The following is a 23,786-nucleotide window of genomic DNA, read 5'->3' on the forward strand; positions in this document are numbered from 1 at the left end:
GAAGTCACCGAAGTACTTCGTGATCGCCGCCGTCAGCGTCGTCTTGCCGTGATCGACGTGACCGATCGTGCCGATGTTCACGTGCGGCTTGTTGCGTTCAAACTTGGCCTTGGACATGTCTGTCTTCCTTTTGAGTCAACGGTGCGTGGCGAGCACGCACCCTACGGGTGGGTAGGGTGCGTGGTTGCCCACGCACCGCCGGATCATGCGTATTTCTTCTGGATCTCGTCCGAGATGTTCTGCGGCACGGCTTCGTAATGGTCGAACTGCATCGAGAACACAGCCCGGCCCGAAGACATCGAGCGCAGCTGGTTGATGTAGCCGAACATGTTGGCCAGCGGCACGAAGGCGTTGATCACGTTGGCGTTGCCGCGCGTGTCCTGCCCCTGCACCATGCCACGACGGCTGGTCAGGTCGCCGATGACCGAACCGGTGTACTCTTCCGGCGAAACCACTTCGACCTTCATGATCGGCTCGAGCAGCTTGGCGCCGGCCTTACGAAGACCTTCACGCATGCACATGCGCGAGGCGATCTCGAAGGCGAGAACCGAGGAGTCCACGTCGTGGAACTTGCCGTCGATCAGCGCGACCTTGAAGTCGATGACCGGGAAGCCGGCCAGCGGGCCGCTGTCCATCACCGAGTTGATGCCCTTCTCGACGCCGGGGATGTATTCCTTCGGCACCGCACCACCCACGATCCGGCTTTCAAAGGAATAGCCTTCGCCCGGCTCGGTGGGGGAGATGATGAGCTTAACTTCAGCGAACTGGCCAGAGCCACCCGACTGCTTCTTGTGCGTGTAGGTGTGCTCGATCTCGTGACCGATGGTCTCGCGATAGGCCACCTGCGGCGCGCCGATGTTGGCTTCGACCTTGAACTCGCGCTTGAGGCGATCGACGAGGATGTCGAGGTGAAGTTCGCCCATGCCCTTCATGATCGTCTGGCCCGACTCGATGTCGGTCTCGACGCGGAAGGACGGATCTTCGGCGGCAAGCCGCTGCAGACCCATGGACATCTTCTCCTGGTCGGCCTTCGTCTTCGGCTCGACGGCGATCTCGATCACCGGGTCGGGGAAGGTCATCGTTTCCAGAACGACGGGTTTCTGCGGGTCGCAGAGGGTGTCGCCCGTGGTCGTGCCCTTCAGGCCGGCCAGCGCAATGATGTCGCCGGCGAAGGCTTCGGTGATCTCTTCCTGCTTGTTGGAGTGCATCATGACCATACGGCCGATGCGCTCACGGTTGCCCTTGGTCGAGTTCAGCAGGCTCTCACCCTTAACCATCTTGCCCGAGTAGATCCGGGTGAAGGTCAGCGTGCCCATGAAGGGGTCGTTCATGATTTTGAAGGCGAGGCCCGAGAAGGGCTCGTCGTCATCGGCATGACGCGGGATGTTGCGCTCTTCCGTCTCGTCGTCCGGCGAGAAGCCCATGTAGGCGGGCACGTCGAGCGGCGAGGGCAGGAAGTCGATGACCGAGTTCAGCAGGGGCTGAACGCCCTTGTTCTTGAACGCCGAGCCAGCGGTGACGGGCACGAAGCTCAGCGACAGGCAGCCCTTGCGGACAAGGCCGCGCAGCGTCGGCACGTCGGGCTCTTCGCCTTCGAGGTAGGCCATCATCGCGTCGTCGTCCATTTCGACGGCGTTCTCGATGAGCGTGGCGCGCCACTCGTTGGCAAGCTCTTTCAGCTCGTCACGGATCGGCTGGCGCACCCAGGAGGCGCCCAGATCTTCACCGAGCCAGACCCACTCTTCCATGGTGATCAGGTCGATGATGCCTTCCAGCTTGTCCTCAGAACCAATCGGCAGAGCGATCGGAACGGGGGTCGCGCCGGTGCGGTCCTTGATCATCTTCACGCAGTTGAAGAAGTCGGCGCCGATCTTGTCCATCTTGTTGACGAAGACGATGCGCGGAACCTTGTAGCGGTCGGCCTGGCGCCAGACGGTTTCCGTCTGGGGTTCGACACCGGCGTTGGCGTCGAGCAGGCAGATCGCGCCATCGAGCACGGCAAGCGAACGCTCGACTTCGATCGTGAAATCGACGTGGCCGGGAGTGTCGATGATGTTGAAGCGGTACTTCGTGTCAGAGGTGCCGTCAGCCGTCGGATCGTCCTGGCGCTGCCAGAACGTGGTCGTGGCAGCGGACGTGATCGTGATGCCGCGCTCTTGCTCCTGCTCCATCCAGTCCATGGTGGCGGCGCCATCGTGGACTTCACCGATCTTGTGGGACCGGCCGGTGTAGAAAAGGATGCGCTCGGTCGTCGTGGTCTTGCCCGCGTCGATGTGGGCCATGATCCCGATGTTGCGATAGCGCTGAAGGGGATAGTCGCGTGCCATGGGGAGGGTCCTCAGGCTGAAATTCGGTTACCAGCGGTAATGGCTGAACGCTTTGTTGGCGTCGGCCATCTTGTGGGTGTCTTCGCGCTTCTTCACGGCCGAACCACGGCCGTTGGCCGCGTCGAGAAGTTCGCCGGCAAGGCGCTCTTCCATCGTGTTTTCGTTGCGCTTCTTGCTGGCGTCGATGAGCCAGCGGATCGCCAGGGCTTCGCGGCGCTCGGGGCGCACTTCGACGGGCACCTGATAGGTGGCACCGCCAACGCGGCGCGAGCGAACTTCGAGGCTCGGCTTGATGGCTTCGAGGGCCTCGTGGAACACTTCCACGGGGGCCTTCTTCAGCTTGCTCTCAACCCGGTCGAACGCGTTGTAGACAATGCGCTCGGCGACGGACTTCTTGCCGTCGATCATCAGGTTGTTCATGAATTTGGTGACCACCCGGTCGCCAAACTTGGCGTCGGGCAGAACTTCGCGCTTTTCGGCAGCGTGACGGCGAGACATCTGACGGACTCCTTACTTCGGGCGCTTGGCGCCGTACTTCGAACGACGCTGCTTACGGTCTTTGACGCCCTGCGTGTCGAGGACGCCGCGCAGGATATGATAACGGACACCGGGAAGGTCTTTCACCCGGCCGCCGCGGATGAGCACAACCGAGTGCTCCTGCAGGTTGTGGCTTTCGCCCGGGATGTAGCTGATGACCTCGTAGCCATTCGTCAGGCGCACCTTGGCGACCTTCCGCATGGCGGAGTTCGGTTTCTTCGGAGTCGTCGTGTAGACCCGGGTGCACACACCGCGCTTCTGCGGGCAGCCCTCGAGGTGCTGCGACTTCGACTTTGTCACCTTCGGCTTCCGCGGCTTGCGGATCAGCTGCTGGATCGTTGGCATTGGGCTCTTTTCCCCGCTTCCTGCTAACTCGCGGCCCGTAGGGTCCGCCGATCGTCTCGTCATACGCCGCGACAAGCGGCTGGACCGTTTCACGCCCGGCAAATCGTGCAGGGCGCAACGCAAATACCCGCCAACGTTCCCTGGTCCGGAGAACGGTGCGGTGGGTCTTTCAGAGGATCGGGGCATAAGCCCGGATCGTGACCACTCAACTCTGATAACCGGGTCGCAAGGTATCCCTGCGCCCGAGTGGTGGCCGTATAGGGGGAGTCGTTGGGGGTGTCAACAGCCCCTCAAGGCCGGGCCGTTATGGGGCGAGGCGAATCGCTATCGCCGCCACCTCTTATAAAATTGTAAACAATTCTTGCCCGGCCCTGCCATTGCCCTCGGCTCCTCAACCGAATCCGCTAATTTTAGACAATTGTAGCCCTTTTCTGGCCAGGTCGTGATCGAGCCGTCATGACTATATCGCCGCCCGGAGCGGCCCGAACCCTCAAGAGGATATACCCATGACCAATCTGCTTAAAGGTCTCGTGGTAGCGCTGCCGCTCTCGCTTGCGTCGGCGCCCGCCATGGCAACCTGCTGGTGGGGCTGCTACCCCTCCCCGCCGCCGCCGACCAACAACGTTCCCGAGATCGACGCCTCCGCCGGCCTGCTCGGCCTGGCCGCGCTCGCCGCCGTCATGCTGCTGACGCATGCGCGTCGCCGCAAGTCGAACGTCTGAGTCCCAGGCTTCGGGCGACATGACAGGCGGCGCGGCCAAGGGCTGCGCCGCCTTTTTCATGCCCGGCGGTCAGATGAGGGTGAAGTCGCCGAGCGCCAGTGCCCAGAGCGCGACGATCAGGTTGGCAGCGACATGTGCCCAGATCGCGTCGCTCACCCGACCCCGGCGCAATGCCACGAGTGCGAAGACGAGCCCGGCCAGCCCGGCGGCCAGATAGCGGCCATGTAGCAGGGCGAAAGGTAGCGTGGAGGCGGCGATGGCCATCACCTTGCGGGGCCAGCCCGGCCCGTCCAGCCAGTCGAGCAGGATGTAGCCGCGGAAGAGCAGCTCCTCCACCAGCGGCACGACAAGGCTCGTGCCCAGCACCCGCAGGATCACCCAGGCTGCCAGCACCACCGGCGCCATCTCGGCCAGCCGCGCCGCAAGGGCGCCATCGCCGGCGGGTGCGGTGACCACCCAGAGAACACCCACACCCAGCCCGGCGCCGAGGCTCAGCATATCCGGCCGGCCAATCAGCGCCACGTACTGGCGGCGGAAGGGCCAGAGTGACAGGGCGACCAGGAGGATGCGGAAGGGATAGGCCATCTCTGGCTCGGAGACGACGGCATTGCCCACCAGCCCGCTCAGCATGAACACGGCGAAAGGCACGATGAAGGCGGCGGCGCGATCCTCGGCCCAGGCGGGCGCGGCGCGGCGGGGGGCGCGGTGCAGCCAGGGCAGCGCCTCCATCAGCGCGACAAGTCCGAGCGCCACGATGCAGAAGAAAATCCAGCCGGCATGAGAGTGAAAGCCCCCCACCGCCAGCTCGGGTGCGCCATGGCTGCCGATCATCACCAGCAGCGCGATACGCGCCAGGTTCAGCAACCAGCTCGCCAGCATCGCCAGCGGCAGGATCACCGCGAAGAAGCGGCCGAGATGGATCTCGCGGCGGAAGAGCAGCGCGTAGAGCGAGCCGAAGGCGAAGACGAGCACGATGCCCTCGATGCCGGAGCAGGATTCTGCCACGCGCACCGAGAAGGTCGCCGTGCCCAGCACGGCGCTCGGTGCATCGAGATAGACGGTCTCGCCCATCAGGTGCAGCAGCAGCGCCGCGCCGTTCAGCGTGGCCGAGGCCATCGCCTCGAGGTTCCAGATCGGGCCGACGAGGCGCACGATGTCGGGCATCAGCACCGCAAGGGCGAGCAGCAGCCCGGCGCCAAGCCCCAGCGAGCGCGCGATGGCGGCCAGATCGGCGGGGCGAGCGAGCCAGAACAGCCAGCCGAGCGAGGTGACCACAGCGCCCACAGCCCAAAGCCCCATGGCGAGTCGGGCGATGGCGATCAGGTTGCCGCCTGGCGCCAGCAGCGCGGGCAGGAACATCAGCGCCAGCCCGCCAAGATGCACGAGCGGCCAGGCCCCTGCCCCGCCGCGCGGCTCGATGCTGCGCAGCAGCCCGGGCCGGGCCCAGGCGAGCATCGCGGCTACGGCCAGCACAACGAGCGCCCGGGCGGGCATGCTGCGCAGGGCGCGGCATGCCTCGAAGAGCCCGGTGTCGGTACATTCGAAATCGGCGAAGACCTGGTAGACCAGCGCCAGCGCAGCGATCTCGGCCAGCGCCAGCCCGCCGAAAAGGGCGAGGCGGGGCCAGGGGCGGGCAGGCGGATTATGCACGTTGCTGCTCATCGCGGCCCGTCCTGCCGTTCAAATGCGCCGAAAAATTGACCTGTCCGGGGTGATTACCCGCCCTGCCCGGCGCCGCCTCGGCACAACCGGACCCCAATCCATGGCGATGCCCGCGCCTGGGGCGAGCATGGCAAGTCACACCGGCCCCTCGATTAGGCCGGGCCTAGCGGTAACCCGGCGAGGACGCCCTGCTCCGTTTCGATGCCCGGTGTCGGGCTGGAAACGCTTGACAGAGTCACTTGGCGTCAACTGATATTTGGCATGACATTTTTGTACCCGCGATTTTCAGCGCCCGCTTTCACCATTTGTCTTTTTGCTCTTTTGGCCGCCTGCAGCTCGTCCTCCGGTGGAGGCGGGGGTGCCGGTAACGGTGGAGGGGGAGGTGGCGGCGGTGGCGGGCCGACGCAGCCCGACCCCATCTACATCCAGGCCCCGCCAACCATGGGGGCCAATGCCGTCGCTTCGATGGAGGATCGCTCGCGGCGGATCGACGGTTGGGAAGAGACGGGCCCGCCCCTCCTGCCCATTCAGGGCAGCGCGACCTATAACGGCGGTTTCGTCGTCAGCGACATGCGGGTCAATGGCCAGAGCGGCTACGGGCTCGCCGGCACCTCCACCGTCAATATCGAATTCACGAACGTCGGCTTTGATGCCGTCACCGGCAATGTGCGAGACATCAACTTCACCCAAGGCGGCGTTCCCACCGAGCGTCTCTCGGGCACGCTCGTTCTCTCGCATGGCGCGATTTCCATCGACACGCAGGATTTCTACGCCGATCTAAAGGGCACGCTTACCGGCGGCTTCGGAACGACGCGCCAGTCCGATGTCTACTTCGACCTCGATCTCGAAGGCACGACCCATACCGACGGCACGACGCTCGGGCAGGTCTCGAACCCGGTCTACTCCATTCACGGCGAGGTGGAGGGTGTCGGCTCCGGCGACCTCGGCGTGACGATCGACGGCGACAACGGGGCGCTCTACGGCAGCCGGTAACCTAAACGCTTCGCCCCGCGCTTAAAGTGCTGGCCTGGCCCGCCGGCGGGCCAGCACCCCATGCGCGACGATGCCGCCGCCGAAGGCCAGAACCGCGAAGCCGACCAGCCCCGGCAGCCCGAAGGCCGCCACCGCGGCCAGCAGGATCGGCGTGCCGAGCGTATTGCCGAGGTTGCCCATCTGCGCGACCGCGCCGTTCGCGATGGCCTGCCGGTCCGGTGCGGGGTTGAGCGCCGGGATGGCGGAGAAGTTGGCGCCCTGCACCAGCCCCAGCCCGCCCACCAGCGCCACAGGCACCCAGGGGTTGTCGGTGACGAGAAGCAGCAGCGCGCAGACCGCCGAGATCGCGAAGCCCATCATGACCACGGGCACCGGCGGGAAGATACGCAGCAGGAGCAGCCCCAGGCTCATCGAAACGGCGATGCCGGCGATGGGCATTGCGGTGCTCACGAAGGCCCGCCCCTCGACCGCCAGCATCATCCCCGGCAGAACCGTGAGGATCGACACATAGGCCAGCGTGTAGAACAGCCAGGCCAGCGCCGGTGCGGCGGAGTTCGGCGAGCGATAGGCCTCGACATGCCGGGCGGCGATAGAGCGGAGCGTGAGCCGGGCCTCGGGCACAGCGGGCGGCCGCGGCGGCAGGATCCATGCCAGAAGCGCCGCCATCGCGGCCATGTAGACGGCATGGGCCGCGAAAAGCGCGCCCGGGCCGAGCGCCTCTGTCAGCGGCAGGCCGAAGAAGGCGGTGAGCGCGAAGGCGACGCCGAAGAAGGTGCTCCACAGCGTCATGGCGACAGGGCGCTGCCCTTCGCTGGCCGCGCCGGCCATCAGCGTGGGCGCCGCGACCACGATGATGAGGTGCGACAGCCCCTCCACCACGCGGCTCGCCAAGAGCACCGGGAAGGGCGGCAACGTGACCTGGAAGGCCGAGACCGCCGCACCGAGCAGCAGCCCGACGATCAGCAGCCGGCGCAGGCCGAGCCGCGCGGCGATCAGCCCGGCGAAGAGGCCGAAGACGATGCCGAGAAAACTGAGGAGGGAGACGGAGAAGCCAAGGCTCGCGCCGGCCTCGGGATAGGCCAGGCCCAGGGCATCGAAGATGACCGAGACCTTGGCGAATTGCGCCCCTGCCCCTAGCCCTGCCGCCCAAAGCGCCAGGATGATCCGCCAATTGCCCGTCGTCCCCATGGTTCCCCTTTGCGACGGGGCGGCGGCGGGGGCAAGGGGCTGGGGCCTAGTTGACGGCCCGCAGCTCCTGCCAGCAGACGCGCAGCTCGGCGCTTTCGCCGGCGGGCAGCGCGTGGCGCGGCAGCATCTGGCCGCGCACCTGGAAGTTCTCGCCGATGCGCACGATCAGCAGCTTGTCGAAGGCTTCGGCGCGGTCGACCAGCACGGCCTCATCCTCGGCCCCGGGCGCGATGGTGCGGATGGCGATGCGCTCGCCCTCCAGCGTGCCGCCGGTGGAGCGACCGCCCTCACGGTCGAGCGAGATACCGTAGGTGATGGCGCCGTAGAGCTCGCCGATCTGGGCCCAGAGACCAAGATCGCGGCCGGTGAACATCTGAAATTCTTCGGCCAGGGCGAGAAGGTCGCGGTAGATCGGCACGAGGGCCAGATCGGCCTTGGGGAAGATGCGGGCCAGCTCCTGCTCGCCAAGTGTGGGATCGAAAGGCCCCCTGCGCGCGGTATCGACCGCGTCCCAAAGCAAATCGTCCATCAATTCCAACTCATGCGCCATGTACTCGCCCCTCTGTCTACGAGATCCGAAGATCACGGTTAAAGAAGGCGGCAATTTGTCGATTCGGCGGAGCCTTTGCGCTGGCCCACACCATTCTCATAAAATTCGCCCAAATTTACATATCTTGGCGGCTCCCCCGGAGGCTCCCGCTCCGACCGCTTCGTGCAGCCTAGCGCAACATGCGTCTCATGCAGAGGTGATAGCGGTCACTTTCTTGCAAAAAGGTTAGCGCGGCACCCAGCCTCTGGCGCGGGCAACAAAAAGGCCCCGCCGGTCTCCCGGCGGGGCCTGATGCTTGGCGCGGGGCGAACCGCTTAGTCGCGGCTCTCCGGCGTATCGACGATGACCGAGTCGAAGTCTTCCTCGCCGATCACGTCTTCCTGCTCCGGCGCGGCCAGGGCGGCAGCGGCCTCGGCAGCTTCGCGGCGCTCTTCGATCACCTGATGGTCACGGTCGGCCGCAACCTTCACGACGCGGGAGGTGGCGCCACCGGTGCCAGCCGGGATGAGCCGGCCGACGATGACGTTCTCCTTGAGGCCCACGAGCTTGTCGCGCTTGCCCTGCACCGAGGCTTCGGTGAGCACCCGCGTCGTCTCCTGGAAGGAGGCGGCGGAGATGAAGCTGCGCGTTTGCAGCGAGGCCTTGGTGATGCCGAGCAGGATGGGCGCGCCCTGAGCCGGACGGCCGCCTTTCGAGAGCGACTTGGCATTGGCCTCGTCGAACTCGCCCTTGTCGACATGCTCGCCCTTCAGCAGCACGGTATCGCCCGACTCGGTGATCTCGATCTTCTGCAGCATCTGGCGAACGATCACCTCGATGTGCTTGTCGTTGATCTTCACGCCCTGCAGTCGATAGACGTCCTGCACCTCGTTGATCATGTAGTCGGCCAGAGCCTCAACACCCATGATGGCGAGAATGTCATGGGGGGCAGGATTGCCGTCCATGATGTAATCGCCCTTGTTCACGAAGTCGCCTTCCTGAACCGGGATGTGCTTGCCCTTCGGCACCATGTACTCGACCTTCTCGAAGGACTCGTCGGCCGGCTCGATCGCGATCCGCCGCTTGTTCTTGTAGTCCTTCCCGAAGCGGACGTAGCCGTCGATCTCGGCGATGATGGCGTGGTCTTTCGGACGACGGGCCTCGAAGAGTTCGGCCACACGCGGCAGACCACCGGTGATGTCCTTCGTCTTCGCACCTTCCCGCGGGATCCGCGCGACCACGTCACCGGCCTTGATGTCCTGCCCGTCTTCGACGGAGAGGATGGCATCGACCGACATCGTGTAGGCCACCGGGTTGCCCGCATCGTTGCGCACAGGCTCACCGTCTTCGCCGACGACCAGGATCTCGGGCTTGAGATCGCTGCCCTTCGGCACCGAGCGCCAGTCAGACACGATGCGCTGGGTCATGCCCGTTGCATCGTCGGTCTCTTCACGCACGGCGATGCCGGTCACGAGGTCGACGAAGCGGACCTTACCCGATTTGTCGGCGATGATCGGCAGGGTGTAGGGGTCCCATTCGATCATCTTGTCGCCGCGGGTGATGCTGTCGCCGTCCTTGACGAACACCTTGGTACCGTAGCCGATCTTGTGCTGCGCCAGCTCGTCGCCGTCGTCGCCGACGATGGCGAGCACCATGTTCCGGCCCATGGCGATCTGCTCACCCGCCTCGTTTTCGAGGATCTGGGCGTTGCGGAACTCCACCTTACCGGTCTGGCTGGCTTCGAGGAACGATTGCTGGCCACCCTGCGCCACGCCGCCGATGTGGAAGGTCCGCATCGTCAGCTGGGTGCCGGGCTCACCGATCGACTGCGCGGCGATGATGCCGACAGCCTCGCCCTGGTTGACCATGGTGCCGCGGGCAAGGTCGCGCCCGTAGCACATGGCGCAGACACCATCCTCGGCCTCACAGGTGAGGGGCGAGCGGATGCGCATCTTGGTGACGACCGCGGTGTCGATCATGTCGGCCTTGCGCTCGTCGATGAGCTCGCCGGCCTTCACGATGACCTCGTCGGTACCGGGGCGCAGCACGTCGTCGGCCGCAACCCGGCCCAGCACGCGCTCGGCCAGCGAGGCGACGACTTCGCCATCGTTGATCGCCGTCTCGGCGGTGATCGCCTGGCCGGTGCCGCAATCATGCTCGCGCACGATGCAGTCCTGCGCCACGTCGACGAGACGACGGGTCAGGTAACCGGAGTTGGCGGTCTTCAGGGCGGTGTCCGACAGACCCTTCCGGGCGCCGTGGGTGGAGTTGAAGTACTCCAGCACGGTCAGACCTTCCTTGAAGTTCGAGATGATCGGCGTCTCGATGATCTCGCCGGAGGGCTTGGCCATCAGGCCGCGCATCCCGCCGAGCTGCTTCATCTGCGTCACCGAGCCCCGGGCACCGGAGTGGGCCATCATGTAGACGGAGTTGGGCTCCATCTCACGACCGTTCTCGTCCATCTTCACGGCCGAGATGGTCGACATGACCGCGGCGGTGAGCTTGTCGTTACACTTCGACCAGGCATCGACGACCTTGTTGTACTTCTCACCTTGGGTGATCAGGCCGTCCATGTACTGCTGTTCGAAATCCTTGACCTGCTCGCGGGTCTCTTCGACCAGCTCCCACTTCGATTCCGGCACGACCATGTCGTCCTTGCCGAAGGAGATGCCGGCCTTGAAGGCCTCTTTGAAGCCGATCGACATGATGTGGTCACAGAAGATGACCGACTCTTTCTGGCCGCAGTAGCGGTAGACGGTGTCGATGACCTGCTGCACCTCTTTCTTGCGAAGGAGGCGGTTGACCAGCTCGAAGGGCGCCTTGGCGTTGAGCGGCAGAAGGCCACCCAGCCGCAGCCGGCCGGGGGTGGTTTCAAACCGCTCCCAAACCTCGTTGCCCGTCTCGTCGATCTGCTTGATGCGCGCGGTGATCTTGGCGTGCAGGTGCACGGCGCCAGAGGCGAGCGCGTGCTCGACCTCTTCGATCGACCCGAAGGACATGCCTTCGCCCGGCATGTTTTCGCGCTGGATCGTCAGGTAGTAGAGACCCAGCACCATGTCCTGCGACGGCACGATGATCGGCGCGCCGTTGGCGGGCGACAGCACGTTGTTGGTCGACATCATCAGCACGCGCGCTTCCAGCTGGGCTTCCAGCGAGAGCGGAACGTGCACGGCCATCTGGTCACCGTCGAAGTCGGCGTTGAAGGCCGAGCAGACGAGCGGGTGCAGCTGGATGGCCTTGCCTTCGATGAGGATCGGCTCGAAAGCCTGGATGCCGAGACGGTGCAGCGTGGGCGCCCGGTTCAGCATGACAGGGTGTTCGCGGATCACCTCGTCGAGGATGTCCCAGACCTCCGGGCGCTCCTTCTCGACCAGCTTCTTCGCCTGCTTGACGGTCGAGCTGAGGCCTTTCGCTTCGAGCCGCGAGTAGATGAACGGCTTGAAGAGCTCGAGCGCCATCTTCTTCGGCAGGCCGCACTGGTGCAGCTTGAGCTCCGGTCCGGTCACGATGACAGACCGGCCGGAGAAGTCGACGCGCTTGCCCAGAAGGTTCTGACGGAAGCGGCCTTGCTTGCCTTTCAGCATGTCCGACAGCGACTTCAGCGGGCGCTTGTTGGCACCCGTGATGACGCGGCCGCGGCGGCCGTTGTCGAACAGGGCGTCGACGGATTCCTGCAGCATCCGCTTCTCGTTGCGCACGATGATGTCGGGCGCGCGCAGCTCGATGAGCCGCTTGAGGCGGTTGTTGCGGTTGATGACCCGGCGGTAGAGGTCGTTGAGGTCGGACGTGGCGAAGCGGCCACCGTCGAGCGGCACCAGCGGGCGCAGCTCCGGCGGGATGACCGGGATGACCGTCATGATCATCCATTCCGGGCGGTTGCCGGATTCGATGAAGCTCTCGACGATCTTCAGACGCTTGATGATCTTCTTCGGCTTCAGCTCGCCCGTGGCCTCCTTGAGGTCGGCGCGCAGCTGCTCGGCCTCGGCTTCGAGGTCGATCTGGGAGAGCATCTCGCGGATCGCTTCGGCGCCGATGTTGGCCGTGAAGGCATCGAGACCGTAGGCGTCCTGCGCGTCGAGATATTCTTCTTCCGTCAGCAGCTGGCCATAGGTCAGGTCGGTCAGGCCGGGCTCGATGACGACGTAGTTCTCGAAGTAGAGGATGCGCTCAAGATCGCGCAGCGTCATGTCCAGCATCAGGCCGATGCGGCTGGGCAGCGACTTGAGGAACCAGATGTGCGCCACCGGCGAGGCCAGCTCGATGTGGCCCATGCGCTCGCGGCGCACCTTTTGCAGCGTGACTTCCACACCGCATTTCTCGCAGACGACGCCGCGATATTTCATGCGCTTGTACTTGCCGCACAGGCATTCGTAATCTTTGATCGGGCCGAAGATGCGCGCGCAGAACAGGCCGTCACGCTCGGGCTTGAACGTGCGGTAGTTGATCGTCTCGGGCTTCTTGATCTCGCCGAAGGACCAGCTGAGAATCCGCTCCGGGCTCGCCAGAGAGACGCGAATCTCGTCGAACATCTTGGCCGGGGCCAGCGGATTGAACGGGTTGTTGGTCAATTCCTGGTTCATTGCGTCGTCTCCTTAAGGTCGGCCGGCAGATGCGCCACCGGAGCCTTGTCCAAACTCGAAATGTAATCCTGAGCCGCAGGATCGATAGCATGCGGCTCTCGGCACCAGGTGACGCGCTCGCGCACCACCTGTGCCGGGTTTCCTGCCAGGGCCACGTTGGCCGGGGCATTGCTGGCCAGCAGCGCCCCCGCACCGAGGATCGAGCCGCTGCCGATAGAGGCGCGCCCGACCATCATGGCCCCCTGACCGATCCACACATGGTCACCCACCGTCACGGAGGGTTTGCGATCGTCGATCACGGGTTCGGGGCCCGAGAGGTCGATGATCCCATGATGGGCCGACGCCTTGATGTCGATATGGCCGGAGAGCATGCAGTCGCGACCGATCATCGCCTGCCCTTTACGGACATCGATTTCTGCATTCTCGACTGTCGTTCCATCACCGATGGCGATCTCCGATTCCTGTATCAGATGGCACTTCACGCGAGCCTTGCGCGATTCACCCAGGGCGAAACGGGCGCCCCGCCCCTTGATGCCGATGGCAATCGTGCCGCTGCGCACCGGACCGACGCCGAGACGCACGTTGTCTGACGGCCTTCCCTTCAGAGCGATGATCCGCAGGTAGGCATCGATTGTCGGCGCGTCCCAGCCCCAGAGAAACAGAAAGCTGTCGGGGCCGAAGATGCCGGCCACCTCCAGGTTCTTGCGGCTCGGCGGCTCCGCCAGCGGCACGACCTCGATCTGCGAAGGATCGGGCAGTGTCACGCTGGCGGGAAGCCAGGCCTGATAGTCCGCCAGGGCTTTCGCGGCTCGCTTGTCAGCGAGGCCGCGGGGAAGCCCGAGCATTACTCCTCTTCCTCCGCGTCGAGCAGCTCCATGTTGAGGCCGAGACCCCGGACCTCCTTGACGAGCACGTTGAACGATTCCGGCACGCCGGCTTCGAAGTTGTCCTCGCCCTTCACGATGCTCTCGTACACCTTGGTGCGGCCCGCGACGTCGTCGGACTTCACGGTCAGCATCTCCTGCAGGGTGTAGGCGGCGCCGTAAGCTTCCAGAGCCCAGACCTCCATCTCACCGAAGCGCTGGCCACCGAACTGCGCCTTACCACCGAGCGGCTGCTGGGTGACGAGCGAGTACGGGCCCGTCGAGCGCGCGTGGATCTTGTCGTCCACCAGGTGGTGCAGCTTGAGGAGGTATTTCACCCCAACCGTCACCTTCCGGGAGAATTCCTCGCCCGTGCGGCCGTCGAACAGACGGGACTGGCCCGACTGATCAAAGCCCGCCCGGCGGAGCGAGTCGTCCACGTCGCCTTCCTTGGCACCGTCGAAGACCGGCGTCGCGATCGGCACGCCGCGCACGACGTTGCCGGCCGCTTCCACCAGCGCGCCCTCTTCCATGGCCTCGACGCCTTCTTCGTAGACGTCTTCGCCATAGGCGATGCGCATGGCTTCGCGCACCGGGGTGAGGTCACCCGACCGGCGATACTCCTGCAGGGCCTCGTCCACCTGGATGCCAAGGCCGCGCGCGGCCCAGCCCATGTGGGTTTCGAGAATCTGGCCCACGTTCATCCGGCTCGGCACGCCGAGCGGGTTGAGGCAGAAGTCGACCGGGGTGCCGTCTTCGAGGAAGGGCATGTCTTCCATCGGCACGACGCGGGAGATGACGCCCTTGTTGCCGTGACGGCCGGCCATCTTGTCGCCCGGCTGAAGCTTGCGCTTCACGGCCACAAAGACCTTGACCATCTTCATCACGCCCGGAGGCAGATCGTCGCCGCGGCGGACCTTCTCCACCTTGTCTTCGAAGCGGGCATCGAGCGTGCGCTTCTGCGCCTCGTATTGCTCGTTGAGCGCTTCGACGATCTTGGCATCGTCCTCGTCTTCGAGGGCGAGCTGCCACCACTGACCGCGGGAGAGATCCTCCAGCACAGCTTCGGTGATCTGGCTGCCGGCCTTGAAGCCCTTCGGGCCTTTGACGGCCGTCTTGCCCAGGATCATCTCCTGCAGACGCGCGTAGATGTTGCGGTCGAGGATAGCGAGCTCGTCGTCGCGGTCACGCGACAGACGCTCCACCTCTTCCCGCTCGATCTGCAGCGCGCGCTCGTCTTTCTCAACGCCGTGGCGGTTAAAGACGCGCACTTCCACGATCGTGCCGTAGTCACCCGGGGGCAGACGCAGCGAGGTATCGCGCACGTCCGAGGCTTTCTCACCGAAGATGGCGCGGAGGAGCTTTTCCTCCGGGGTCATCGGAGATTCACCTTTCGGGGTGATCTTGCCAACGAGGATATCGCCCGGGCCCACTTCGGCCCCGATGTAGACGATGCCCGCTTCGTCGAGGTTGCGCAGGGCTTCCTCGCCGACGTTCGGGATGTCGCGGGTGATCTCCTCCGGCCCGAGCTTGGTGTCACGGGCGGCAACTTCGAACTCCTCGATATGGATCGAGGTGAACACGTCGTCGCGGGTGATCCGCTCGGAGATGAGGATGGAGTCCTCGTAGTTGTAGCCGTTCCACGGCATGAACGCGACGACCACGTTCTTGCCGAGCGCCAGCTCGCCCATGTCGGTCGACGGGCCGTCGGCGATCACCTCGCCCTTGGCCACCGTGTCACCCACTTTCACCAGCGGGCGCTGGTTGATGCAGGTGTTCTGGTTCGACCGCTGGAACTTGCGCATCCGGTAGATGTCGACGCCGGGGTCGCCGACCTCGAGATCTTCGGTCGCACGCACAACGATCCGCACGGCATCGACCTGGTCGATGATGCCGCCACGCTTCGCCATGATGGCGGCGCCGGAATCGCGTGCCACGACGCCTTCCATGCCGGTGCCCACGAGCGGGGCCTCGGCCTGCAGAAGCGGCACGGCCTGCTTTTGCATGTTCGAGCCCATCAGAGCGCGGTTGGCGTCGTCATTTTCCAGGAACGGAATGAGCGAGGCCGCGACCGACACCAGCTGCTTCGGCGACACGTCGATGAGGTCGACGTTTTCCGAGGGCGCCAGCGTGTATTCGCCGGCCTGGCGGGTGTTGACCAGCTCGTTCACGAACTTGCCGCTCTCGTCGAGATTGGCGTTCGCCTGCGCGACGATGTGGCGCTGCTCTTCGGTGGCCGACATGTAGCGCACTTCATCGGTGACCTGGCCGTCCTTCACGGAGCGGTAGGGCGTTTCGATGAAGCCGTACTTGTTGACCCGCGCGAAGGTGGCGAGGTTGTTGATGAGACCGATGTTCGGGCCTTCCGGCGTTTCGATCGGGCACATGCGGCCATAGTGCGTCGGGTGCACGTCGCGCACCTCGAAGCCGGCACGCTCGCGCGTCAGACCGCCCGGGCCAAGCGCCGAGAGGCGACGCTTGTGGGAGACTTCCGACAACGGGTTCGTCTGGTCCATGAACTGCGACAGCTGGCTGGAGCCGAAGAACTCGCGCACGGCGGCCGCGGCGGGCTTCGCGTTGATCAGGTCCTGCGGCATGACCGTGTCGATCTCGACGGAGGACATGCGCTCCTTGATGGCGCGCTCCATACGCAGCAGGCCAACGCGGTACTGGTTTTCCATCAGCTCGCCGACAGAGCGGACCCGGCGGTTGCCGAGGTGGTCGATGTCATCGACCTCGCCCTTGCCGTCACGCAGGTCGACCAGCGCCTTGATGCAGGAAACGATGTCTTCCTTGCGCAGCGTGCGCTGGGTGTCTTCGGCATCGAGATCGAGGCGCATGTTCATCTTCACGCGGCCCACGGCGGAAAGGTCGTAGCGCTCGCTGTCGAAGAACAGCGTGTCGAACAGGTTCGAGGCGGCATCGACTGTCGGCGGCTCGCCGGGGCGCATGACGCGGTAGATGTCGAGCAGGGCCGTCTCGCGGCTCATGTTCTTGTCGGTCGCCATCGTGTTGCGGATGTACGGGCCGACGTTGATGTTATCGATGTCGAGCACGGGGATCGACGTGAAGCCGGCATCGAGCAGCTCGCGCACGGTGCCGCCGATGATCTCGCCGTCCTTGTCCATCTCGAGCGTCAGCTCGTCGCCGGCCTCCACGTAGATGGCGCCGGTTTCTTCGTCGATGATGTCCTTGGCCACGAACTTGCCGACGATCTGACGGAAGGGGACCATCAGCTCGCTGACGCTGCCCTCGTCGATCAGCTTCTTCACCTTGCGCGGCGTGATCTTGTCGCCGGCCTTGGCGATCACTTCGCCGGTGTCGGCATCGACAAGGTCATAGGTCGGGCGGGTGCCGCGCACGCGCTCGGGGAAGAACTTCGTCTTCCAGCCATTGGCCTTCTTATCGAAGTTGTAATCGACCGTGTTGTAATAGGCATCCATGATGCCTTCCTGGTCGAGCCCCAGCGCATAGAGCAGCGTCGTCACCGGCAGCTTCCGGCGACGGTCGATCCGTGCGTAAACGAGGTCCTTGGCGTCGAATTCGAAGTCGAGCCAGGAGCCGCGGTAGGGGATGATCCGGCAGGCGAACAGCAGCTTGCCCGAGGAGTGGGTCTTGCCCTTGTCGTGGTCGAAGAACACGCCCGGGGAGCGGTGCATCTGGGAAACGATGACGCGCTCGGTGCCGTTCACGATGAACGTGCCGTTATGCGTCATCAGGGGCATGTCGCCCATGAAGACGTCTTGTTCCTTGATGCCCTTCACCGACTTGGCGCCGGTATCTTCATCGACATCGAACACGATCAGGCGCAGCGTCACCTTCAGCGGCGCGCTGTAGGTCATGTCGCGCTGCTGGCATTCCTCGACGTCGTATTTCGGCTTTTCCAGCTCGTAGGAGACGAACTCCAGCACGGCCGTCTCGTTGAAATCCTTGATCGGGAAGACCGACTGGAACACGCCCTGCAGGCCTTCGCCATCGGTCGGCTCCGGCGCTTCACCGGATTTCAGGAAGAGGTCGTACGAGGACTTCTGCACCTCGATGAGGTTCGGCAGCTCCAGCACTTCGCGGATCTTGCCGTAATATTTACGGAGTCGTTTCTGGCCGAGGAAGGATTGCGCCATGAGCGATATCGCCTTTCACATCTCTTGCCGAGATCCTGCCGCGCCGGGGCTCGCGCGGGGGATCCCTTCGAGAATGGGGAGGGAGGTCAATTCCTGGAGCCCGACCCAAGGGCTCCTTCCCGACCTTCGAACCTACCCGGAAGGGAGGCTTCGCAAAGCCCACCGTCAAGACAGGTTCGGCTGGGCCCGCGAAACGCGGACCCAGCCCTAATCTTGGTGGCGCGCGGTGAAGCGCACCTGCCGGCCTTAGGCCAGCTCGACCTTGGCGCCAGCCGCTTCCAGCTTGGCTTTGATCTCTTCGGCTTCCGCTTTCGCGGCGCCTTCTTTGACCTTGCCGCCGGCTTCGACGAGGTCTTTGGCTTCTTTCAGGCCAAGACCCGTGATGCCACGGACTTCTTTGATCACGTTGATCTTCTGGGCGCCGGCATCTTTCAGCACGACGTCGAATTCGGTCTTCTCTTCTTCGGCAGCGCCAGTGTCGCCACCGCCCGGGCCGGCCATCATGACAGCGCCGCCAGCGGCGGGCTCGATGCCGTACTCGTCTTTGAAGATGGTCTTGAGTTCTTGGGCTTCGAGGAGCGTGAGGTTCACGATCTCTTCAGCAAGTTTTTTCAGATCAGCCATTTGATGCTTTCCGTTTTCAATATGTGTCCAACGCCCCGTTTTTCAACGGGTGCAGGCAGTAGGGGCTCAGGCCGCCCTCTCCTCGATGGTCGAGAGGATGGAGGCGATGTTCGAAGCAGGTGCGCCAATGACCCCGGCGATGTTCGACGCGGGCGCGCCGATGATGCCGACGATGGAAGCAATGAGCTCCTCGCGGCTGGGCATTTTGGCAACCGCCGAAACGCCAGCAGGGTCGAGTGCCGTGTCGCCCATCGCGCCGCCGAGGATAACGAGCTTCTCGTTCCCCTTGGCGTATTCGTCGATCACCTTGGCAGCCGCCACGGGATCTTCCGAATAGGACAAAACGGTCATGCCCGTCAGCAGGTCGCCAATGCTTTCGCAGAGCTTCCCTTGAAGGGCGATCTTGGCGAGCCTGTTCTTCGCGACACGCACGGACCCGCCCGCATCACGCATTTTCGCGCGCAGGTCCTGCATCTGAGCAACCGTCATGCCTTCGTAGTGGGCAACCACAACGACGCCAGAGCTTTCGAAGATTTGGCCGAGCTCGTCGACCACTTTCTCTTTCTGGGCTCTATCCACAGTCTACTCCAGTCATGGGGGTCTCCCCCCGGCTCAGTCTGCCCGGGAACCCGGGCACTTGAAGGGTCCGCTTACGGGGCTGAGCCAAACGCTGGAGGCAGGTGAGCCACCAGTTCATCTGGTCTGATCCCGTCTCAGGCAGGACTTGTGCCGTAAGGCTGCCCACCGTCTCGGACGAAAAACATAAGAGCGCGTGACGAATCGCGCGCTCCAATGCAGGGGGTCATCTACGCCTTTACTGCCGCTTTTCCAAGCCCCCAATCCGGGGAAAGCTCACGGTCGCGTCACAGGGCGCGTCGCCTCGCAGCGGCGGGCGGGCTTGGGCCCCTGCAAACCGGCGCTAGGCCGGCTGCCTTCCCCATGGTAAGCTAGGTGCATTCAGTTTGCGCCCGGATTTCCCCAATGTCCAATTCGCCCATCGGCCCCGATCTCGTCATTTTCGGCGACAGCCTGTCCGACAGCGGCAATCTCTTCGCCCAGGCTGAAGGGCTGATCGAAGAGGAGGTGCGCCAGGGCCTCGCCGGGCCGGGCGGCCAGGCCTCGAACGGGCCGACATGGGCCGAGCAGGTGGGTGACCCGCTGGGGCTGGCGAGCGTCGCCAACTACGCGGTTGCGGGCGCAGAGGCGGCGGGCAGCCAGAGCATCGGCAGCTTCATCGAAGGCGCCGGGCAGTCCGGCGCCCTGCTGGTGCCGGAGGATGACCCCGCCCTGCAATGGGACATGAACCTCGCCGCCCAGGTGGATCGCTTCACCACCGACGCGGCGGGCAGCGACCTCTCGGGCACAACGGCGCTCATCTTCATCGGCGGCAACGACTACGCCGAGCTCGACCCGGCGAGCGACACGCTGCGGCTCGACGGCATCCTCCTGATGCGCTCGGTCATCGGCGCCACGGTCGCGGCGGCCGAAGAGCTGCTGGGCGCCGGCGCCGGCAAGGTGGTGCTGACGACGCTTCCCGTCGCCGGCTTCTTCCCAACCTTCGCAAACCTGACGGGGGCAGGCCGGCTCGCCGCTGAATCGCTCTTTCTGCTGCACAACAAGATGCTCACCCGCGCGGCCGAAGACCTCGCCGACCAGGGCCTCGTGGTGGAGATCGTCGACATCACCCCCGTCACCGCCGCCATCGTGGACGACCCGCGCGGCTTCGGCATCTACGTTCCGCTCGGCGATACGCTGGCTGATGGCGCCGGCGCCGCATGGGATGACGACCAGATCGGCTTCTGGGACGAGCTGCACCCCACCGCCGCCCTGCACGGCGTGCTCGCCGCGCATATGGCGCATGTGCTCGACGGCGGGTTCGTCCGGGCCGGCGGGCGCTTCGGCACCGATATCTGGTTCGACGATCTGCGCGAGGACGATGTGCTCTATTACGGCGGCGCCGATCTCGACAAGATCTATGCCGGCAGCGGCGATGACGTGCTCTTCGGCGGCAGCGGCGATGACGGGCTGCAGGGCTTCATTGGCGACGACATCATCTCCACCGGCTCGGGGAACGACGATGTCTATGCCGGCCAGGGCGACGATGTCATCGCTGCCTTCGCCGGCTGGAACAAGCTGCATGGCGAGCTGGGCGACGATGTGTTCATCACCGGGCTCGGCCGCAACAAGGCCGAGGGCGGGCGCGGCGCCGACAGCTTCATCTTCATCGAGAACGAGCTGCTCGGCGCGCCCGATGGCGCCAACACGCTCCGCGCCGAGGGCGACGAGGGCATCGACACGCTCTACCTCGTGCTGGGCGCCGAAAGCATCGCCGCCTATGGCGAGGCGCTGACAGGCGCCACCCCGCAGGCGGCGCTGGCCGCGCTCGGCGTGACGGCCACCGATATCGAGCAGATCGTGGTGATCGAAGGCCGCGGCGGGCTGGATGCCGTGTTCTCCGGCCAGGGCTGGTACGAAGATGCCAGCCTGTGGAACCTCATCTGAGCTGACCCGGGGCTGCGCCTTGTGGTCACGCCCCGCCCCCTTGCGCTCGGCCCCCCGATGGCGTTCGATCCGGGCCAAATCCAACGATATCCGCGAGGTTCGCCATGAGCGACTACACTCCTCCCAAGGTCTGGACCTGGGACAACGAGAACGGCGGCAAGTTCGCCTCGACCAACCGCCCCATCGCCGGCCCGACGCATGACCACGAGCTGCCGAAGGGCGAGCACAAGTTTCAGCTCTACTCGCTGGCCACGCCGAACGGCGTGAAGGTCAACATCATGTTCGAAGAGTTGCTGGAGGCCGGCTTCGACGCCGAATACGACGCCTGGCTCATCAACATCGGCAAGGGCGAGCAGTTCGGCTCGGGCTTCGTCGGCGTGAACCCCAATTCCAAGATCCCGGCACTGATGGATTACACCGGCGAGACGCCCGTGCGCATCTTTGAATCCGGCGCGATCCTGATGCACCTGGCCGAGAAGTTCGATGCCTTCCAGGGCCCCGCCTCGGGCCGCCCCGAGATGCTGAGCTGGCTGATGTGGCAGATGGGCTCTGCCCCCTTCCTCGGCGGCGGCTTCGGCCATTTCTTCGCCTATGCGCCCGAGAAGCTCGAATACCCGATCAACCGTTACGCCATGGAAACCAAGCGCCAGATGGATGTGCTCGATCGCAACCTTGCCGATCGCCCCTTCGTCGCCGGCGACGAATATACCCTTGCCGACATGGCGATCTGGCCCTGGTACGGCAACCTGGCGCTCGACAAGAGCTACCCCGATGCCGGCGAGTTCCTCAGCGTGCATGAATACAAGAACGTGCAACGCTGGGCCAAAGAGCTTGCCGACCGCCCGGGCGTGAAGCGTGGCCGCCTCGTCAACAAGCCCGGCGAGGGCGGGCTGGAGGAGCGGCACTCCGCCGCTGATTTCGACGGGCTCGACCTGGGCTGACAGGCGCCGCCTCCGCCCTATCTGGTCCCCGAACCAACAGGGCGGAGGCACCCCATGAGCTACAAGATCGGCCAGCTGATCGACCATCTCGACATCCGCGTCAGCGATTTTGCGGCCTCGGGCGAGTTCTACCGCACGATCCTCACGACGCTGGGCTTCGAAGGCATCGACGTCGGCGACGACCGTCTCAGCCTCGATGAGCTCTACATCACCGCCTCCGCCTCGCCGGAGGAGGTCACGCGCAATCTGCACCTGTGCTTCCAGGCGGCAAGCCGCGACCAGGTGGAGGAGTTCCATGCCGCCGGCCTGGCCCATGGCGGGCGCGACAATGGCGCGCCGGGCCTGCGCGACTATCACCCGGGCTATTACGCCGCCTTCCTGCTCGATCCCGACGGCAACAATATCGAGGCCAAGGTCGACGAGCGCATCCTCTCCCGCTCCGCCCCCGCCATCGATATCGAGACCAACTGATCCGCGAGCCGGCCCATCAGGGCCGGAGAGCAGGCGCCAAACGCAAATCGGCCGCCCGAAGGCGGCCGATCCACGATCTCGATTAGTCAGGCGTTCAGTTGCCGGTGGCCGAGGCCACGTCGATGCTGACGCCCGAGCCCATCGTGGAGGAGAGCGACACCTTCTTCATGTAGGTGCCCTTCGCCCCGGTCGGCTTGGCCTTGCTGACCGCTTCGACCATCGCGCGGATGTTCTCTTCCAGCTTGTCGGCGTCGAACGAGGCCTTGCCGACGCCGGCATGCACAACGCCCGCCTTCTCGGCCTTGAACTGAACCTGGCCGCCCTTGGCAGCTTTCACGGCTTCGGCGACATCCATCGTCACCGTGCCGACCTTGGGGTTCGGCATCAGGTTGCGCGGGCCCAGCACTTTGCCGAGGCGGCCGACGATGGGCATCATGTCCGGCGTGGCGATGCAGCGATCGAAATCGATCGTGCCGCCCTGCACAGTTTCCATCAGGTCTTCGGCGCCCACGATGTCGGCGCCAGCGGCTTTCGCCTCTTCGGCCTTGTCGCCGCGGGCGAACACGGCCACGCGCACGGTCTTGCCGGTGCCGTTGGGCAGGTTCACCGTGCCGCGGACCATCTGGTCGGCGTGGCGCGGGTCGACGCCGAGGTTCATCGAGATCTCGATAGTCTCGTCGAACTTGGCGTTGGCATTGCCCTTGATCAGGGCCACGGCTTCAGAGACCGAGAGGTTCTCTTTGCCGGCGGTGGCTTCGCGCAGGGCGCGGGTGCGTTTTCCGATCTTCGCCATGATTTACCCTTTCACCTCGATGCCCATCGATTTGGCGGAGCCGAGCACGGTCTGCATGGCGCCTTCGATGGAGGTGGCGTTCAGGTCCTTCATCTTCGCTTCGGCGATCTCTTTCACCTGGGCGAGAGTGACGGTGGCCACGGTTTCCTTGCCGGGCTGCACGGCGCCCTTGGGGCGGTTGCGCTTGCCAACGGGCTTCAGGCCAGCGGCCTTCTTCAGCAGGAACGACGCCGGCGGCGACTTCGTGTCGATCGTGAACGACTTGTCCTGATAATAGGTGATCACGGTGGGGATCGGCGCACCCGGCTCGAACTCGGCGGTCTTCGCGTTGAACGCCTTGCAGAATTCCATGATGTTGATGCCGCGCTGACCGAGCGCGGGGCCGACCGGCGGGGAGGGGTTGGCTTGCCCCGCCTTCACTTGCAGCTTCAGCTGCCCCATGACTTTCTTGGCCATGAGCTTCTCCTTCTTCAACAGCCTCCCGGCGCGCCGGCAGGCTTTACGGTTGAGGTGGTCCGGTCCGGCCCTCGCGAGCGCCTCGCCTCCCACCTTTGGAGCCCCCCGAAGGGGACAGAGGCGGCGGTTACA

General features: G+C 64.8%; 19 protein-coding genes. 5 read left to right on the forward strand and 14 right to left on the reverse strand.

The genetic code is table 11. The features are described from left to right. From ACXN5S_RS00005 to rpsL, 4 genes are all read right to left on the reverse strand, one after another. On the reverse strand, nt 1-117 hold a 117-nt coding region (locus ACXN5S_RS00005; protein ID WP_458604060.1), incomplete at its 3' end, for a GTP-binding protein. An 86-nt stretch (nt 118-203) separates the two neighbouring features. Further along, nucleotides 204-2,327, reverse strand: coding sequence for an elongation factor G (gene fusA, locus ACXN5S_RS00010; RefSeq protein ID WP_458603333.1), 2,124 nt, complete (start codon nt 2,325-2,327; stop codon nt 204-206). A 27-nt stretch (nt 2,328-2,354) separates the two neighbouring features. Beyond that, nucleotides 2,355-2,825 (reverse strand): 30S ribosomal protein S7, encoded by a 471-nt coding sequence (rpsG, locus tag ACXN5S_RS00015; protein ID WP_458603334.1) that lies wholly within the window; start codon nt 2,823-2,825, stop codon nt 2,355-2,357. A gap of 12 nt (nt 2,826-2,837) precedes the next feature. Next, entirely contained in the window at nt 2,838-3,209 is a 372-nt protein-coding gene (gene rpsL / locus ACXN5S_RS00020; protein WP_458603335.1) for a 30S ribosomal protein S12, read from the reverse strand. Nucleotides 3,210-3,715: 506 nt separating this feature from the next. Here rpsL and ACXN5S_RS00025 point away from each other — a divergent pair. Continuing rightward, a complete protein-coding gene (locus tag ACXN5S_RS00025; protein ID WP_458603336.1) occupies nt 3,716-3,931 on the forward strand; it encodes a VPEID-CTERM sorting domain-containing protein in 216 nt (71 codons plus the stop codon). A 69-nt stretch (nt 3,932-4,000) separates the two neighbouring features. On the opposite strand, the gene xrtE is transcribed toward ACXN5S_RS00025, so the two are convergent. Continuing rightward, nucleotides 4,001-5,593: an exosortase E/protease, VPEID-CTERM system gene (gene xrtE, locus ACXN5S_RS00030; RefSeq protein WP_458603337.1), complete on the reverse strand. Its 1,593-nt coding sequence runs from the start codon at nt 5,591-5,593 to the stop codon at nt 4,001-4,003. A gap of 441 nt (nt 5,594-6,034) precedes the next feature. Between xrtE and ACXN5S_RS00035 the strand changes: the two genes are divergently transcribed. Next, nucleotides 6,035-6,586: a hypothetical protein gene (locus ACXN5S_RS00035; protein WP_458603338.1), complete on the forward strand. Its 552-nt coding sequence runs from the start codon at nt 6,035-6,037 to the stop codon at nt 6,584-6,586. A gap of 21 nt (nt 6,587-6,607) precedes the next feature. Here the strand turns inward: ACXN5S_RS00035 and ACXN5S_RS00040 are convergent, their stop codons facing one another. The 7 genes from ACXN5S_RS00040 to rplJ all read right to left on the reverse strand — a co-directional run bounded on the left by ACXN5S_RS00040 (nt 6,608) and on the right by rplJ (nt 19,070). Next, a complete protein-coding gene (locus ACXN5S_RS00040; RefSeq protein WP_458603339.1) occupies nt 6,608-7,774 on the reverse strand; it encodes an MFS transporter in 1,167 nt (388 codons plus the stop codon). Between the two features lie 46 nt (nt 7,775-7,820). Then, complete coding sequence (locus tag ACXN5S_RS00045) at nt 7,821-8,324, reverse strand: hypothetical protein (RefSeq protein WP_458603340.1); 504 nt, start codon at nt 8,322-8,324, stop codon at nt 7,821-7,823. 314 nt (nt 8,325-8,638) lie between these two features. After that, nucleotides 8,639-12,883, reverse strand: a complete 4,245-nt coding sequence (gene rpoC, locus ACXN5S_RS00050) for a DNA-directed RNA polymerase subunit beta' (RefSeq protein ID WP_458603341.1) — start codon at nt 12,881-12,883, stop codon at nt 8,639-8,641. Further along, nucleotides 12,880-13,728 carry an acyltransferase gene (locus ACXN5S_RS00055; protein WP_458603342.1) on the reverse strand — a complete coding sequence of 283 codons (849 nt, stop codon included), beginning with the start codon at nt 13,726-13,728 and terminating at the stop codon, nt 12,880-12,882. Before ACXN5S_RS00055 ends, rpoC begins: the two co-directional genes overlap by 4 nt. Then, a complete protein-coding gene (rpoB, locus tag ACXN5S_RS00060; RefSeq protein WP_458603343.1) occupies nt 13,728-17,867 on the reverse strand; it encodes a DNA-directed RNA polymerase subunit beta in 4,140 nt (1,379 codons plus the stop codon). Before rpoB ends, ACXN5S_RS00055 begins: the two co-directional genes overlap by 1 nt. A gap of 246 nt (nt 17,868-18,113) precedes the next feature. Next, nucleotides 18,114-18,491 (reverse strand): 50S ribosomal protein L7/L12, encoded by a 378-nt coding sequence (gene rplL / locus ACXN5S_RS00065; protein WP_458603344.1) that lies wholly within the window; start codon nt 18,489-18,491, stop codon nt 18,114-18,116. Between the two features lie 66 nt (nt 18,492-18,557). Beyond that, the gene (gene rplJ, locus ACXN5S_RS00070) at nt 18,558-19,070 is read right to left on the reverse strand and encodes a 50S ribosomal protein L10 (RefSeq protein WP_458603345.1); all 513 of its coding nucleotides are present in this window, start codon (nt 19,068-19,070) and stop codon (nt 18,558-18,560) included. A gap of 402 nt (nt 19,071-19,472) precedes the next feature. Here rplJ and ACXN5S_RS00075 point away from each other — a divergent pair, with 402 nt between their 5' ends. The 3 genes from ACXN5S_RS00075 to ACXN5S_RS00085 all read left to right on the forward strand — a co-directional run bounded on the left by ACXN5S_RS00075 (nt 19,473) and on the right by ACXN5S_RS00085 (nt 22,405). Then, nucleotides 19,473-20,993 carry an SGNH/GDSL hydrolase family protein gene (locus ACXN5S_RS00075; RefSeq protein WP_458603346.1) on the forward strand — a complete coding sequence of 507 codons (1,521 nt, stop codon included), beginning with the start codon at nt 19,473-19,475 and terminating at the stop codon, nt 20,991-20,993. A 104-nt stretch (nt 20,994-21,097) separates the two neighbouring features. Then, nucleotides 21,098-21,934, forward strand: coding sequence for a glutathione-dependent disulfide-bond oxidoreductase (gene yghU, locus ACXN5S_RS00080; protein WP_458603347.1), 837 nt, complete (start codon nt 21,098-21,100; stop codon nt 21,932-21,934). A 54-nt stretch (nt 21,935-21,988) separates the two neighbouring features. Beyond that, entirely contained in the window at nt 21,989-22,405 is a 417-nt protein-coding gene (locus ACXN5S_RS00085; protein WP_458603348.1) for a VOC family protein, read from the forward strand. A gap of 94 nt (nt 22,406-22,499) precedes the next feature. Here the strand turns inward: ACXN5S_RS00085 and rplA are convergent, their stop codons facing one another. Beyond that, nucleotides 22,500-23,198, reverse strand: coding sequence for a 50S ribosomal protein L1 (rplA, locus tag ACXN5S_RS00090; RefSeq protein WP_458603349.1), 699 nt, complete (start codon nt 23,196-23,198; stop codon nt 22,500-22,502). Nucleotides 23,199-23,201: 3 nt separating this feature from the next. After that, nucleotides 23,202-23,654 (reverse strand): 50S ribosomal protein L11, encoded by a 453-nt coding sequence (gene rplK / locus ACXN5S_RS00095; RefSeq protein WP_458603350.1) that lies wholly within the window; start codon nt 23,652-23,654, stop codon nt 23,202-23,204. Nucleotides 23,655-23,786: the final 132 nt, after the last annotated feature.

It is taken from the genome of Pseudoroseicyclus sp. H15, assembly GCF_054353345.1.